Genomic DNA, 13,662 nt, shown 5'->3' on the forward strand with positions numbered 1-13,662 from the left:
CACAACGGCTTATTGGATCGATCGTCTGGAAGATCAGGATCTTTTATGCGCTCCTGTTAAATCGTTGGAGGAGGCACTTGAAGACCCGCAGACTATCCATAATCAGATGGTCACGACGCACAGTCATCCACTGCATGGAGAGGTGAAGGTCATTTCTTCACCCGTTCACTTTTCCAAGACACCGTTTCAAGTCTATCGGCCAGCCCCGACACTGGGTCAGCATAACGATGAAATTCGATCGGAAATCGGGGGTTAGAAATGACAGTTACATTTGAGCGCAAAGATCAGGTTGCCTATGTCACCATTCGGCGGCCAGAGCGTATGAACGCCATCGACAGCACCGCCGAAGCCCAGCTCGAAAAAATATGGACTGAGATCGAGCAGGATGAAACTTTACGTTGTGTTGTTCTTACGGGCGAGGGCGAAAAAGCGTTTTGCGCTGGCGCGGATATGAAATCGGGCAATGATGCCGGTGGTGTTGATTATTGGGCCCGATCGCAGGTCAACGGATTTGGGGGACTGGCCTACCGGGACAGTCTCTCCATACCGGTCATTGCTCGTGTGAACGGTTTTGCGCTTGGTGGGGGTTTCGAAATGCTGATGGGTTGCGACATCGTGGTTGCGACCGAATATGCGAAATTCGGCCTTCCTGAAGCCAAAGTCGGGCGCCTTCCTCTCGAAGGCGGCATGGTTCTGCTGCAACGTTTAATCCCTGAAAAAATTGCTCTTGGGATCATGCTGTCAGGCCGCAAACTATTGGCGGAGGATGCCAAGCATTATGGCTTTGTAAATGAAGTCGTTCCCTTTGAAGAACTGGATGATGCTGTTGCCCGTTGGGTTGCCGATATTAAATCCTGCGCCCCGCTTTCGATCAAGGCGATCAAGGAAACCGTCAAGAAAACGGCTCATTTATCCCCCCGAGACGCTCAGGCCCTCAGAACGCCTGCATTGATTAGAGCCTTGCAATCCAATGATTCCGACGAAGGAGTAAAAGCCTTTGTCGAAAAGCGTGCCCCTGTTTGGACAGGCACATAGGCCAGGGAAATAGCGGCGATGACTTATGTAATCACAGGACCGTGCGTCGATGTCAAAGATGGTGAATGTACCAATGTTTGCCCGGTCGACTGCATTTATGAAGGCGGGCGTATGTTTTACATCCATCCCGATGAATGTGTGGCCTGTGGTTTATGCGAGTCCGTCTGTCCGGTGGATGCCATTCGAAAAATCGCCTTTGTCGAGCCTGAGGAAGAAAAGTTCCTGGTCGCAAACGCGGAGTATTTTTCATCAGCGGTTACAAATCTTGGCCAACCCGGTGGATGGAAAGAGGCAACAACGACAACGCTTGATCATCCGATTATTGCAAAGATGCCAGTCCAAAAGGGTGATGGCCTCTAAGGTGGAGAATAAATTTTGAATAATAATAAATTGGGCGGTGTTATTGCCGCCATCCCGACCCCTGTAAACGAGGCGGGTGATCCGATGGTTGATGTGTTTTTAACCCATGCGAAATGGGCCTTAAGCAACGGGTGTGACGGTCTGAATGTGCTGGGGACTACGGGAGAGGCCAATTCTCTGAGCACAGAGAAACGGATGCAGGTGATGAGCGCAGCCGCGCAGCATCTGGATCAATCGGTTCTCATGGTTGGGACGGGGACTCCGGATTACGAAACAACCGAGAAATTGACCCTCTATGCTGCGGAACTTGGATATGCAGGCGCGTTGATCCTCCCTCCCTACTATTATAAACCAATTCGGGATGATGCGTTATATAGCTGGTTTGCGCGTCTTGTTGCGGCTGTCTCTGAGACAGATATCAAGCTCTATCTGTATAATTTTCCGGCGATGACCGGTATCCGGTTTTCGGTGGCACTTCTGATGCGGTTGGCGACAGATTTTCCCGATAAAATAGTGGGGATCAAGGACTCGTCCGGGGATCTGACTTATTGCCGCGATATTGTAAACCGGGTGAGCGGGTTTTCGGTTTTTCCAAGCAGTGAAACAACCCTGCCGACAGCTCATGCAGAGGGATACGCCGGTTGCATATCGGCGACTGTGAATTTAACAGCGCCGGTGTCTCAACTGGCTTGGCAAAACAGGGAGGCGGCCGTAACAGCCACTTTCGAACAAAGGTTAAAAGACCTGAGGGAGGGAATTTCTGGCACCCCCCTTATCCCGTCAATTAAATACCTCTTGTCCCGCCGCCATGAAGACACGGCCTGGTGCGCGCTTCGACCACCGCTTCAGCCGCTTGCGGATCAGGACAGGCACGATCTTGATGCAGTCTTTGAACAGCTAAAAACACAAACTCAACTCTCTCTTTAAAACGGATTATAAAATGCAAGTGAAAGCAAATCTTATCGGTGGACAATGGATCGCAGGACAGGCAACACAGGAGAATATCAATCCGTCAGACACATCCGATGTGATCGGGGTCTTCGCGCAGGCTGCTGCCGAGGATGTTAGCAGCGCGGTTGCCGCAGCCAAGGAGGCACAAGCCGAATGGGCGGTACTTGATGCCCAGAGTAGGCACGACATTCTGGATCGAACCGGCAATACTATTCTCGCCCGCAAGGAAGAACTTGGAGCGCTTCTTGCGCGTGAAGAAGGAAAAATCCTTCCCGAAGCAATCGGTGAAACGATCCGAGCCGGAAATGTGTTCAAATTTTTTGCCGGTGAATGCCTGAGAAATACCGGGGATCTTGTTAGCTCTGTTCGTCCGGGAATTGACATTGAGGTCACGCGGGAGCCGGTTGGTATCGTTGGGATCATTACACCATGGAATTTCCCGATTGCTATTCCTGCCTGGAAGATTGCACCGGCACTTGCTTACGGAAATACAGTTGTTTGCAAACCGGCGGATTTAACACCGGCTTGCGCCCATGCCATTGCCGAGATTTTGATGGAATGTGGTTTGCCCGGTGGCGTCTTTAATCTGGTCATGGGGCGTGGGTCGATTGTTGGAGAAGCAATACTGGACCATCCGGACATCACTGCGATTTCATTTACCGGGTCCGTAAATACGGGTCAGCATGTGGCAGAAAAATGCCTGCAAACGATGAAGAAGGTGCAACTTGAGATGGGCGGGAAAAACCCAACGGTTGTACTGGACGATGCCGATCTGGAGGTGGCTGTCTCCAGTTGTCTGAATAGTGCTTTTTTCTCGACTGGTCAGCGTTGCACGGCGTCTTCCCGCTTTATCGTGCAAGAGGGTATTCATGATGAATTCGTGCGCCGCATGACAGAGGAAATGAGTGCGTTGAAAATTGGCCCGGCACTGGATCCAAACAGTCAGATGGGTCCGGTTGTCGACGAGCGTCAATTGGTATCCAATCTTAAATATGTTGCCTTGGCAAAAGAAGAGGGCGCGACAGTCATAGGCGGGGAGCGATTTGACGGACCAACGACTGGCTTTTACCAGAAGCCTGCTTTGTTTACCGATACCCATAACAAGATGCGGATCAATCAGGAGGAGATTTTTGGTCCCTGTGCCAGCGTGATCAAGGTTAAGGATTTTGAAGAGGCTGTCGCTGTAGCAAATGAAACGGAATTTGGCCTGTCGGCGGGTATCTGCACACAAAGTTTGAAATATGCTGCGGCCTTTAAAAAGAGGGCGCAAGCGGGATTGGTTATGGTCAATCTTCCAACAGCGGGTATTGACTATCATGTCCCCTTCGGCGGCCGAAAAGGGTCCAGTTATGGGCCGCGGGAGCAGGGTAGCTATGCGAAGGAATTCTATACAATCGTCAAGACAAGTTATGTCTCGACAGGCTAACTGGAGGAAACATGACAGTTACCAATGAGAAGAGCGGTTTAAAATGGCACCGCCGTTTCATGGGATTGGCGAATTATATTTCAGAGTGGACTGAAGATCGGGATTTCAAGGTTGGGGCTGTCATTGTTGGCACCAACCATGAAATCCGCTCGACGGGATATAATGGTCTGCCGCGTCAAATTAAAGCCAACGAAGAACGTCGTTTTGATCGGAAAAGTGGCGAGAAATTCTTCTGGTTTGAACATGCAGAACGTAATGCAATTTATAATGCGGCGCATTCTGGCGCGGCCCTGTCAGGCTGTACTCTTTATGTAAACAGGTTCCCCTGCGCAGATTGTGCCCGAGCCATTATTCAAAGTGGCATTACGACAGTGTGCTGTCCTGCAAAGCCTGAAAAAGACGGTGCGCTGGATCATAGTTTCGATGTTTCAGAAATACTTCTGCACGAGGCTGGCGTTCAACGCATTGTATGGGAGTAGGACCTAAAGGATCGGCTGGCCTGTCAAAGGAAAGGGCAGTCATCGTCTGGCAATGCAGTCCTTTTTGGCTTGGCTTCTGTTTAAAGAATTTGAGCTGCTTGATGGATCAGGTCAGAAAATGACAGGAGGCAAGATGACCGTCCCCCCAGTCTTTTAAAGGGGGCGGTTCAGACGCGCAGTGTTCAATAGCCACAGGGCAGCGTCCGGCAAACCGGCATCCTTTGGGGAGGTTTATGGGGCTGGGCGGGTCACCGGTAAGTGCATTTCGCCGGACGGCTTCCGGATTGGCATGCACCCGCGGAACGGCTGCAAGCAGGGCTTTTGTGTAGGGATGCTTGGGGTTGGTGAAGAGTGTCTTACGGTCTGCCTTTTCAACAATTTGCCCCAAATACATAACAGCGACATCATCACATAAATGCTGAACAACCCCCAGATCATGGCTGATAAAAAGATAAGTAAGACCCATTTTTTCCTGAAGTCTGCGCATCACGTTTAAAATTTGCGCCTGAACAGCAACATCCAGTGCTGAGACAGGTTCGTCGCAGACAATCAGGTCAGGTTCTGTAGCAAGGGCGCGGGCAAGCCCCACGCGTTGGCGTTGACCCCCTGAAAATTGATGCGGAAAAAGGCTGATGCTTTCTGGCCGTAATCCCACCTGTTCAAATAGATCTTTTACCTTTTGGTCTCGTTGGTCAGGGTCCCCAATATTCATGAGATCAAGCGGTTCGCGTACGATATCGCCGACCCGGCATCTGGGATCAAGAGACGAGTATGGATCCTGAAAAATCATTTGAAAATGCCGCCGCGCAAGGCGCAGTTCTTCTTTTTCCAAATGGCTTATTTTTTTGCCAGAAAGTGTAATTTCACCCTCGGTAATCGAAACAAGCCGCAGGACGGCAAGAGCGGTTGTTGTTTTCCCGGAACCACTTTCGCCAACAATGCCCAGTGTTTTCCCTTTTTCAATTGAGAAATTTACACCGTCCACAGCGTGGACAGTCATCGGCTCCTTGAACATTTTTTTACTGGAAAAGTGAACCTTCAGATTTTTGACTTCTAGCAAGGGCTCCGATGTCATGCGATAACTTCTTTCTTCACATTAAAACAGGCAACTTTGTGCTGATCTGTAATTGGATCAATGGTAGGCACATTGAAACGGCACTTCTCCATAACATGCTGGCACCGTGGGGCAAACGCACAGCCAGACCCCAATTCTGTAAGCGGTGGTACAACGCCTGCAATTTCTTCCAGATAAGGCCGCTCGTCAGTTGGGTTGTCTTCAAGATGGGGAACACAGGCAATCAAGCCCTTGGTATAAGGGTGTTGCGGGTTATCCAGAATGTCCCGTGTGCTGCCTGTTTCGATGATGTGTCCGGCATACATGACGGCAACACGATCGGCAAGCTCTGCAACGGCGCCCATATCATGGGTGATCAAAATAATGGCGGTTCCGGTGTCTCGTTGCAGATCCCGGAGTAAATCGAAAATCTGCGCCTGAACCGTGACATCCAACGCCGTCGTAGGCTCATCGGCAATAAGAACCTTCGGCTTGCATGCTAGTGCCAGGCCGATCATAACCCGCTGGCGCATGCCTCCTGAAAGTTCATGAGGATATGATTTTGCGCGAACGGCAGGTTCGGGAATGCCAACTTTCTCAAGCATTTCAACGGCACGCGCCCAAGCCTGTTTTTTCGTTACTTTTTCGTGCAACAGGACACTTTCAGCAATTTGATCGCCAATGCGAAAGACAGGATTGAGCGAGGTCATGGGTTCCTGAAAGATCATTGAAATGAGGTTTCCCCGTATCTCCCTCATTTTTCTTGAAGAGAGGGCAGTAAGATTCTGCCCTTCCAACGAGATGTTACCGGATGTAATCTGTCCGGGGGGGCTCGGAACCAGTCCCATGACGGACAAGGCAGTCATGCTTTTACCACACCCGGATTCTCCAACAATTCCAAGTATTTCCCCTTGGTTTAAGTCCAGGTTGATGTGGTTTAAAACGCGTGCATTCCCGGCACGGGTCTTGAAGTCAACGACAAGGTCTTTTACGCGTAATAACTCAGACATCACCGCTCTCTCAATTTTGGATTAAAGGCATCGTTCAGTCCATCGCCAACCAAACTAAACCCCAGAACTGTCAGGAAAATCATGAAGCCGGGCAAACTGATAGTCCACCAGGCGTCCAGGATATATTCCCGTCCGGCTCCGATCATCATTCCCCAACTGAAGACATTTGGATCGCTAAGGCCAAGAAAGCTGAGCCCTGCTTCAAACAAAATGGCGATGCCGATCGTGAGGGTGGCCGAAACAATGAGGGGTGCTAGAGCGTTGGGTAGTATGACCCGCCAGATAATACGGTCATTTTTCGCCCCAATCGATCGGGCGGCGCTGACATATTCCAGATTGCGAATGCGCATAAACTCGGCTCGGGTTAATCGGGCGGTTGCGGGCCAACTAACAATACCGATCGCTATTGAAATAATGAAAATGGAAGGCGGAAAAAGGGTAACCAGAACCATAGCAAATAACAGGGCGGGCAACACCTGGAAAAATTCTGTCAGACGCATGAGGGCTTCATCGACCTTGCCCCCATAATATCCAGACATGGACCCGACCAGAATCCCTATTGTCACAGTTAAAAAACCGGCGGTAAGCCCAACAAATAATGTAGAGGCGCCCCCATGAATGAGGCCGGCGAGCATATCCCGTCCCAATTGGTCTGTTCCCAAAGGAACAGAGGCCACGTCTCCCGGGGCCGTTAATGGGGCCCAGACGATTTCGAAAGGATCCACAACGTAAAGGAAAGGGCCAACAAACGAAAAGAGGGCAACAGAGGTTAAAATAGCTAAGCCTAGCATTCCAGCCCAACTTTGGCGAAACGCATGAACGGCTTCTTTTAAAGGGCTTTGGCTTATCGGTTTTATGTCAGTGTCAAGAGTAGCCACGTCAGTTTCCAGTTCGAATGCGGGGATCGACAATCCGGTAAATCACGTCCGTTACCAGATTAGCGAGAATGACTAGGAGAGACGAAAAGAACAAGATGCCAAGGATAGTCGGAAAGTCCCTTGCGAGGATGGATTCAAAAGCGAGTGTTCCAAGGCCTGGCCAGCTAAAAACCGTTTCGACAAGAACGGCACCAGAAACAACACTTCCAAACTGTAGGCCCGCGATTGTGACGATAGGCAGAATAGCATTTCGGAGGGCATGCCGGGTGTAAATCGAGATTTCTGAAACGCCTTTGGATCTAGCCGTCCGGATATAATCGGATCCTAAAATTTCAAGCATGCTGGCGCGGGCCAAGCGGGCATATTGGGCGAGATAGACAATCCCTAATGTCAGTGCGGGTAAAACAAGATGGTGCGCGATATCAATCGATCGCGTCCAAAGATCATCACTGAGGGTGATATCAAACATTCCTGAAATGGGAAAGATCGGGACCAGCCAGGCGAACAGGATAACCAGCATCATCCCTGTCCAGAAAATTGGGGCCGAATACCCGATCACGGATACAAGTGTCACAAGGCCGCTGGTGATGCCCTTGGGATTGTGAGAGGCGAGAACCCCCAGAAGGGTCCCGATGAAAATCGCAAAAACAAGGGCTGTCACGACAAGAAGAATAGTGGCACCCACCCGATCCAGGACAAGATCAAGAACCGGGGCATTATAGAAAAAGGATTGCCCCAAATCCCCTGTCAGGGCTTTTCCAAGATACGTTCCCAATTGCACATAGACAGGTTTATCAAGCCCATAAGATGTTCGAATATCGGCGAGCATTTCCTCCGTTGCGCCTCCCATCTCCCCGGCGATCACTTCGGCTGGATCACCCGGGGCAATGTGAATAAGGAGAAAGTTTAAAACCAGAACCGCCGATATCAGCAGGAATGCATGAAGGAAACGACGGATCACAATCATTAAAATATTCACGAAATTTGGTCTCCGTCGTTACGCATTACACATGTTTACTTGAAGTATACCTCATCAAGCGGTGCCATGGTGCCCCAGATTGAAAGGGGTGGGTTGCCCAATTTCTTGCTGTAAGCGCTATGGTAAGGCAAGACATTGATAAATGCCTGCGGCGCCTCATCGACGATGATTTTCTGTGCTTCCTGATATAGCTTAACGCGTTTTGCCTGATCTTGCTCTGCACTTGCTTTTTCAAGCAAAGCATCGACGGATCCGTTGCAATAACTTTGCGTGTTGGACCAGATAACGCCTTTGCGGATATTGTTGCACAGATAAGTCCGGTGCACTCCAATCACAGGATCCGCCCAGTTGAATACAATGTCCATACTCATATCAAAATCATGACCCCCAACGCGTTTTGCCCATGTTGGAAAGTCCGGGGACGCACGCAGTTCGACTTTAATGCCAATTTTCTTAAGCTGAGGTTTGAGATATTCCGCGATGCCTTTCTGTTGCTCAGCCGAACCGGGGATATAATCAAGTGACAATGCGAAACGCATATCATCAGGGCCCCTTTTGAAGCCGGCTTCATCCAGAAGCGCATTTGCTTTGTCCAGATCCAGATCATATTTTTCAACATCAGGTGCATAGAAAGGACTGCCCGGTGCAACAGGACCCGTTGCTGGTTTTGACTGACCGCCATGGAGGGCATTGATGATGAAGTTCCGATCGAACCCGAACGCAATTGCGCGGCGAACCCGTTTGTCTTTCAGATATTTGTTCTGGGTGTTGAACGCCAGCCAGTTAAGAGGACCGACGGCAGCATAGCCATTACTGGTGACAACGAGATCTTTATTTTTTTTAAGCCGCGCAATGTCTTTGGTTGGTGCAAGGAAAGGGTACAGGGTAACTTCCCCTTTATCCGTCGCTAACGCCAAGCTTGTTGGGTCTTTGTAGTTTTTGATAATGACTTTGTCGAGATATGGCCGTCCTTCAATAAAATAGTCGGTATTTTTTTCGAGAATGATGTATTGGCCAGGTTTGAATTCTTTGAGTTTGAACGGACCAGAACCGACAGGGGCGCTATTGGCCGGATGACTTTTTTGATCCTGCCCGTCCCCATATACATGCTTGGGGATGATCGGCAGCAGTGCGCCGGACATTGCCAGAAATGCCGCCGGATGCGATTTGGAAAATTTCAAAATGGCGGTATGTGGATCCGGTGTTTCAACGGATGAAACCGGTTGGAACATGGTTTTGAACGGATGGTTGGCCTTTACCGTTTCAACGGAGAAAGCGACATCTTCGGAAGTGATTGGTTTGCCATCGTGAAATCTCGCATTTTTGCGGAGATTGAGGGTAATGCTCATACCATCCTGTGATGTGGACCAACTTTCTGCAAGGTAGGGTTGTGGGTTCCAGTCCGCGTCATATCGCAGAGGTGTAGCGAATATCTGGGTCCCCGGCACGGCTGTTGCAATACCGGATTGCACGGCAGGGTTAAGATGACGTGCTTTTTGAGTGCTCCCAATCACCAGTGTCCCCCCTGGTTTTCCCTCTTCTGCCTGAAGAGGGGCTGCGGCAAAAGTGCCCGCAAGAAGAGCGGCACTGAGTGCCAATACTCCAAATTTTCTCATCCCAGCCTCCTGTTATATAAAACGGTTTCTGTTGATATTTTTTCCCGTTTTTGTGGTCAGTTTTTAGGCTAATTGAGGTTGCTTCTTTCGTAAAATATATTTTTAGAGGGTATATGCTCAAAAAAATAGAGGATGTAGCGTTACTCGGAGGGATTGATCCTCAGAACGGCATCATTAAACGCCCCGTTGTCCCGAAGCTCTATGCAGGTTTCAATAAATATATTGTCCGCTTTGCTCAGGAAAGCGTCCAAGCGATACACAATGCCAAATTCGACTGTGCGATAGACGGGCGCTAACGGAATTCGAACCAGATCGCCGACCGTATATTGCTGTTTCTTTAACGGTCGCAGGTTAAAGATTGAATAGCCCAGTCCGGACGCTACCATGCTTCTGACCATTTCCGCAGATTTTGACGAATAAATCACACGCGGTGTCAGGTCATCTTCCGCAAACAGACTGAACATGTAATCGCGGGTTTGTTGAAGATCCAGCAATACCATTGGTTCCTTGTAAACGTCTTTCAGTGTCAAAACGTCTCTTTTGGCAAGGGGATGATCAATTGGAAGTGTAATATGGGGCGGCGCCGTGAACAGCGGAATGAAAGACAAGCTTTCATCCAGATTGGATCTAAAGCCAAGTCCCATATCAATTTCACTGCGCGTAACGCGGGAGATGTTGGCGTTATTATCACCCTCCATAAAATGAATTGAAATGTCAGGATAATTATCGGCAAGTGCCCGGGTGATCAGGGGAAGCAGGATTGGTGCTGCGGGGGTAAAGCACCCCATGCGAATAGATCCGTTTACAATATTGGTTTGTTCGTCGACGGATTGCTCGAAGGTCTGGTGGGCTTTTAAAAGTTGACGGGCATGACCCAGAAAGGACGCCCCAAACTGGGTCGGAACAATTCCCTTTGAGGGGAGGCGCCTGAACAGCTTTCGAGAGAGATCGAGTTCAATCGCATCAATGGCGGCTGAAATAGACGAGGGAGATATATTGAGTTCTTTTGAAGCATTTGTAATGGATTTATGGCGCGAAGCGATTTCAATATACCGAAGTTGCTTAAGCGTATACCGCATTTTGGACCCTTTATTCGGATTTTTTGTGGAATACCCGCAGTACTATCTATTTTTCAGAGGGTATCCCGCACCATACACTCTGTCCAATCAAAAGTATCCAGCGATAGGGGAAGTACGCGTGTCAGCAATCACAGTTTTTAAAGCAAAAAAAATTATCACGATGGATCCTGATTGCCCATCGGCAACGCATGTTGCAGTTAAAGAGGGAAAGATTCTTTCAGTGGGATCCGTTGCCGATATGCAAAGCTGGGGAGATTACCAGCTTGATGAAACCTTTGCTGAGAAAGTGATCATGCCAGGCATGGTGGAAGGCCATTCTCATCTGATGGCGGGGGGTATTTGGGATTATACCTATGTGGGCTATCAGGACCGAGTTGATCCGGATGGAAAATTTTGGCCCGGGGTTAAAACAATTAAAGATGTTATCGATCGCTTGAAAGAGGTTGAAAAAACGTTGGCTCCTGACCAGCCGCTTGTGGCCTGGGGGTTCGATCCGATTTTTCTGGATGGCCCCCGCATGGTCAAGTCTGATCTGGATGTGGTATCGCAGGAACGGCCCATTGCCGTGATGCATTCCAACTTTCATTTAATGACGGTCAGTTCTTCTGCTCTCAAACTGGCGAATTATGTCTCTGATATGGGGATTGACGGCATAGCACTCGGTGAAGATGGAACTCCTAACGGCGAACTTCAGGAAATGGCTGCTATGTTCCCCATAATGCGGCGATTGGGCGTAAACTGGCGTGAAATTGGTCAGGCGTCAGAAAGTGTGAAGGCTTTTGGGCGTGTATGCAATCGTGTCGGTGTGACGTCGGCAACGGATCTGATTAACGAATTAAGTGAAGAAGATGTTGTTGAAATGACGGCGGTTACGAACGACGCCGATTATCCGGTTCGGCTGCATTCCATGCTGAACGGATTAACGCAAACGCCTCAGGAGACGTGCAGCCGGGCGCTTGAATTGCGTGATAAAAGTACGGACAAATTTATTCTTGGCGCCGTAAAAATTATCACGGATGGCTCAATTCAGGGATTTACGGCCCGTATTCGGTGGCCCGGTCACTTTAATGGTGCGCCAAACGGGATTTGGAATATTGCGCCAGCGCAATTGAACGATCTGGTCGATACTCTGAATGCAGCAGGCATTCAAATGCATATCCATGCGAACGGAGATGAAGCGATTGAAGTGTCGCTGGATGCGTTGGAAGCGGCAAAAATAAAAAATAATCGGCCCGATGTTCGACATGTGATTCAGCATTGCCAACTGGCGGATCGGGCGCATTTCCGCAAGATGAAGCGTTTGGGGGTGCTGGCCAATTTATTTGCAAATCATATTTATTATTTTGGCGACAAGCACGCGGCTTTGACCGTTGGCCCGGATCGGGCGCGCCGAATAGATGCGTGTCGGTCCGCGCTGGAGTTAGGGGTGCCTTTCACGATCCATTCAGACGCTCCTGTGACCCCAATGGCTCCGCTCTTTACAGCTTGGTGTGCGGTTAATCGGTTGACTGAAAGTGGAAAAACTCTGGGAGAATATGAGAAGATTTCAGTGGCAGATGCCTTATATGCGGTTACACTTGGTGCGGCCTATACCTTGCAAATGGATCATCTGGTTGGGTCAATCGAAATTGGAAAATGGGCGGATTTTGCCGTTCTGGATGACGATCCGGAAGCGGTGGAGCCACTTGCATTGAAAGATGTCGGTGTCTGGGGAACCGTTCTGGGAGGACGGAAGTTCCAAGTTCAATGAAGGCGCGCGCGAAACCCCTGCCGATGACTGTCCTTTCGGGCTTTCTTGGCAGTGGCAAAACAACACTTGTCAATCAGCTGCTTCGGAATGCTGGCGGAAAACGGCTTCTTGTTCTTGTGAACGACTTTGGTGATATTGCGATTGACGAAGATTTGATCGACGCACGGGACGGCGAAATGCTGTCTCTCGCCAATGGCTGTGCCTGTTGCAGTATGGGGTCGGATTTATTCGACGCGTTTGACAAGGTATTATCGTTTAGCCCGGCCCCTGACTATCTGCTGATAGAGGCAAGTGGCGTTGCAGAACCTCAAAAAATAGCCAATTTCGCAAGAGCTGAACCGGATCTGGTTTTGAATTCCATCGTCACGATTGTCGATGCCCTTAATTTTGAGCAAACATCTTTGGATCCTCACGTGGGGGCGCTGGTCAGGCGTCAGGTCGCGGCAGCTGATTTGCTGCTGTTCAGCAAGACAGATCTGGCTTCTTCGGTGCAGATCGAACGCTTGAAGAAAGATTTACAAGGATTATCCAAGGCACCTTCAATTGTTACGTTGGCAGGACAGGGGGACATTAACGATCTTGTTTTTGGCCCCAATCTTTTCGAGTCGCTTTTGGAAATGCAAAAGGACCATCCAGTAGCGTCGCCGTCTCATTCTTATTCTAAACCGCATTCTCACTCCGAGATGTTTCAATCCTGGTCCTACAGGGTGAACGGCGACATATCGCTTGAGGCCATAAAGGATCTTGCCACGAAATTGCCGAGCGATGTTTTCCGTTTTAAAGGGATTTTCTCCAACAGGGAGGACGGCAAAGATTATGAGATTCACCGTGTCGGGAAACGGGTGGATTTCAAAAGAATGGGATCCGGGGGTTCTCACAATCGTGACGCTCGGTTTGTTGCGATAGCCATACAAAACGAAGCTCTGAACAGCCGGATGATGGACATACAAAGCCAGCTCAACGCTATTGCCTTCGGGCGTTAAGCGCTGAAAGTAAAACGGTTTTTTTAGAAGGGTCGTATTCTCGCAGTGCGTTCAGGCCTGAT

General features: G+C 49.5%; 14 protein-coding genes. 8 read left to right on the plus strand and 6 right to left on the minus strand.

Translation table 11 applies throughout. From position 1 onward, the window contains the following. The 6 genes from ACJAYR_RS07345 to ACJAYR_RS07370 all read left to right on the plus strand — a co-directional run. The coding region (locus ACJAYR_RS07345) for a CoA transferase (protein WP_415235993.1) at positions 1 to 256 on the plus strand (256 nt) is incomplete at its 5' end. A gap of 2 nt (positions 257 to 258) precedes the next feature. Continuing rightward, entirely contained in the window at positions 259 to 1,035 is a 777-nt protein-coding gene (locus ACJAYR_RS07350) for an enoyl-CoA hydratase-related protein (RefSeq protein WP_415235994.1), read from the plus strand. Positions 1,036 to 1,053: 18 nt separating this feature from the next. Beyond that, entirely contained in the window at positions 1,054 to 1,395 is a 342-nt protein-coding gene (locus ACJAYR_RS07355) for a ferredoxin family protein (protein ID WP_415235995.1), read from the plus strand. 15 nt (positions 1,396 to 1,410) lie between these two features. Continuing rightward, positions 1,411 to 2,322, plus strand: a complete 912-nt coding sequence (locus ACJAYR_RS07360) for a dihydrodipicolinate synthase family protein (RefSeq protein WP_415235996.1) — start codon at positions 1,411 to 1,413, stop codon at positions 2,320 to 2,322. A gap of 13 nt (positions 2,323 to 2,335) precedes the next feature. Continuing rightward, positions 2,336 to 3,772 (plus strand): aldehyde dehydrogenase family protein, encoded by a 1,437-nt coding sequence (locus ACJAYR_RS07365; RefSeq protein ID WP_415235997.1) that lies wholly within the window; start codon positions 2,336 to 2,338, stop codon positions 3,770 to 3,772. 11 nt (positions 3,773 to 3,783) lie between these two features. Next, a complete protein-coding gene (locus tag ACJAYR_RS07370) occupies positions 3,784 to 4,251 on the plus strand; it encodes a deoxycytidylate deaminase (protein WP_415235998.1) in 468 nt (155 codons plus the stop codon). Positions 4,252 to 4,357: 106 nt separating this feature from the next. On the opposite strand, the gene ACJAYR_RS07375 is transcribed toward ACJAYR_RS07370, so the two are convergent. The 6 genes from ACJAYR_RS07375 to ACJAYR_RS07400 form a co-directional block, all read right to left on the minus strand. Continuing rightward, on the minus strand, positions 4,358 to 5,326 hold the full coding sequence (locus ACJAYR_RS07375; protein ID WP_415235999.1) for an ABC transporter ATP-binding protein: 969 nt from the start codon (positions 5,324 to 5,326) through the stop codon (positions 4,358 to 4,360). Beyond that, positions 5,323 to 6,315, minus strand: a complete 993-nt coding sequence (locus ACJAYR_RS07380) for an ABC transporter ATP-binding protein (RefSeq protein ID WP_415236000.1) — start codon at positions 6,313 to 6,315, stop codon at positions 5,323 to 5,325. The genes ACJAYR_RS07375 and ACJAYR_RS07380 overlap by 4 nt, the downstream gene beginning before the upstream one ends. Then, positions 6,315 to 7,193 carry an ABC transporter permease gene (locus ACJAYR_RS07385; protein WP_415236001.1) on the minus strand — a complete coding sequence of 293 codons (879 nt, stop codon included), beginning with the start codon at positions 7,191 to 7,193 and terminating at the stop codon, positions 6,315 to 6,317. The genes ACJAYR_RS07380 and ACJAYR_RS07385 overlap by 1 nt, the downstream gene beginning before the upstream one ends. A gap of 1 nt (position 7,194) precedes the next feature. Beyond that, positions 7,195 to 8,166, minus strand: a complete 972-nt coding sequence (locus ACJAYR_RS07390; protein ID WP_415236066.1) for an ABC transporter permease — start codon at positions 8,164 to 8,166, stop codon at positions 7,195 to 7,197. 41 nt (positions 8,167 to 8,207) lie between these two features. Continuing rightward, positions 8,208 to 9,788: an ABC transporter substrate-binding protein gene (locus ACJAYR_RS07395; RefSeq protein WP_415236002.1), complete on the minus strand. Its 1,581-nt coding sequence runs from the start codon at positions 9,786 to 9,788 to the stop codon at positions 8,208 to 8,210. A gap of 140 nt (positions 9,789 to 9,928) precedes the next feature. Further along, positions 9,929 to 10,867 (minus strand): LysR family transcriptional regulator, encoded by a 939-nt coding sequence (locus tag ACJAYR_RS07400; protein WP_415236003.1) that lies wholly within the window; start codon positions 10,865 to 10,867, stop codon positions 9,929 to 9,931. Between the two features lie 118 nt (positions 10,868 to 10,985). Between ACJAYR_RS07400 and ACJAYR_RS07405 the strand changes: the two genes are divergently transcribed. Continuing rightward, entirely contained in the window at positions 10,986 to 12,617 is a 1,632-nt protein-coding gene (locus tag ACJAYR_RS07405; protein ID WP_415236004.1) for an amidohydrolase, read from the plus strand. Beyond that, positions 12,614 to 13,600 carry a CobW family GTP-binding protein gene (locus tag ACJAYR_RS07410; RefSeq protein WP_415236005.1) on the plus strand — a complete coding sequence of 329 codons (987 nt, stop codon included), beginning with the start codon at positions 12,614 to 12,616 and terminating at the stop codon, positions 13,598 to 13,600. The genes ACJAYR_RS07405 and ACJAYR_RS07410 overlap by 4 nt, the downstream gene beginning before the upstream one ends. Positions 13,601 to 13,662 lie beyond the last annotated feature (62 nt).

Origin of the sequence: Sneathiella sp. (assembly GCF_047631475.1) — a bacterium.
Lineage (GTDB): Bacteria > Pseudomonadota > Alphaproteobacteria > Sneathiellales > Sneathiellaceae > Sneathiella.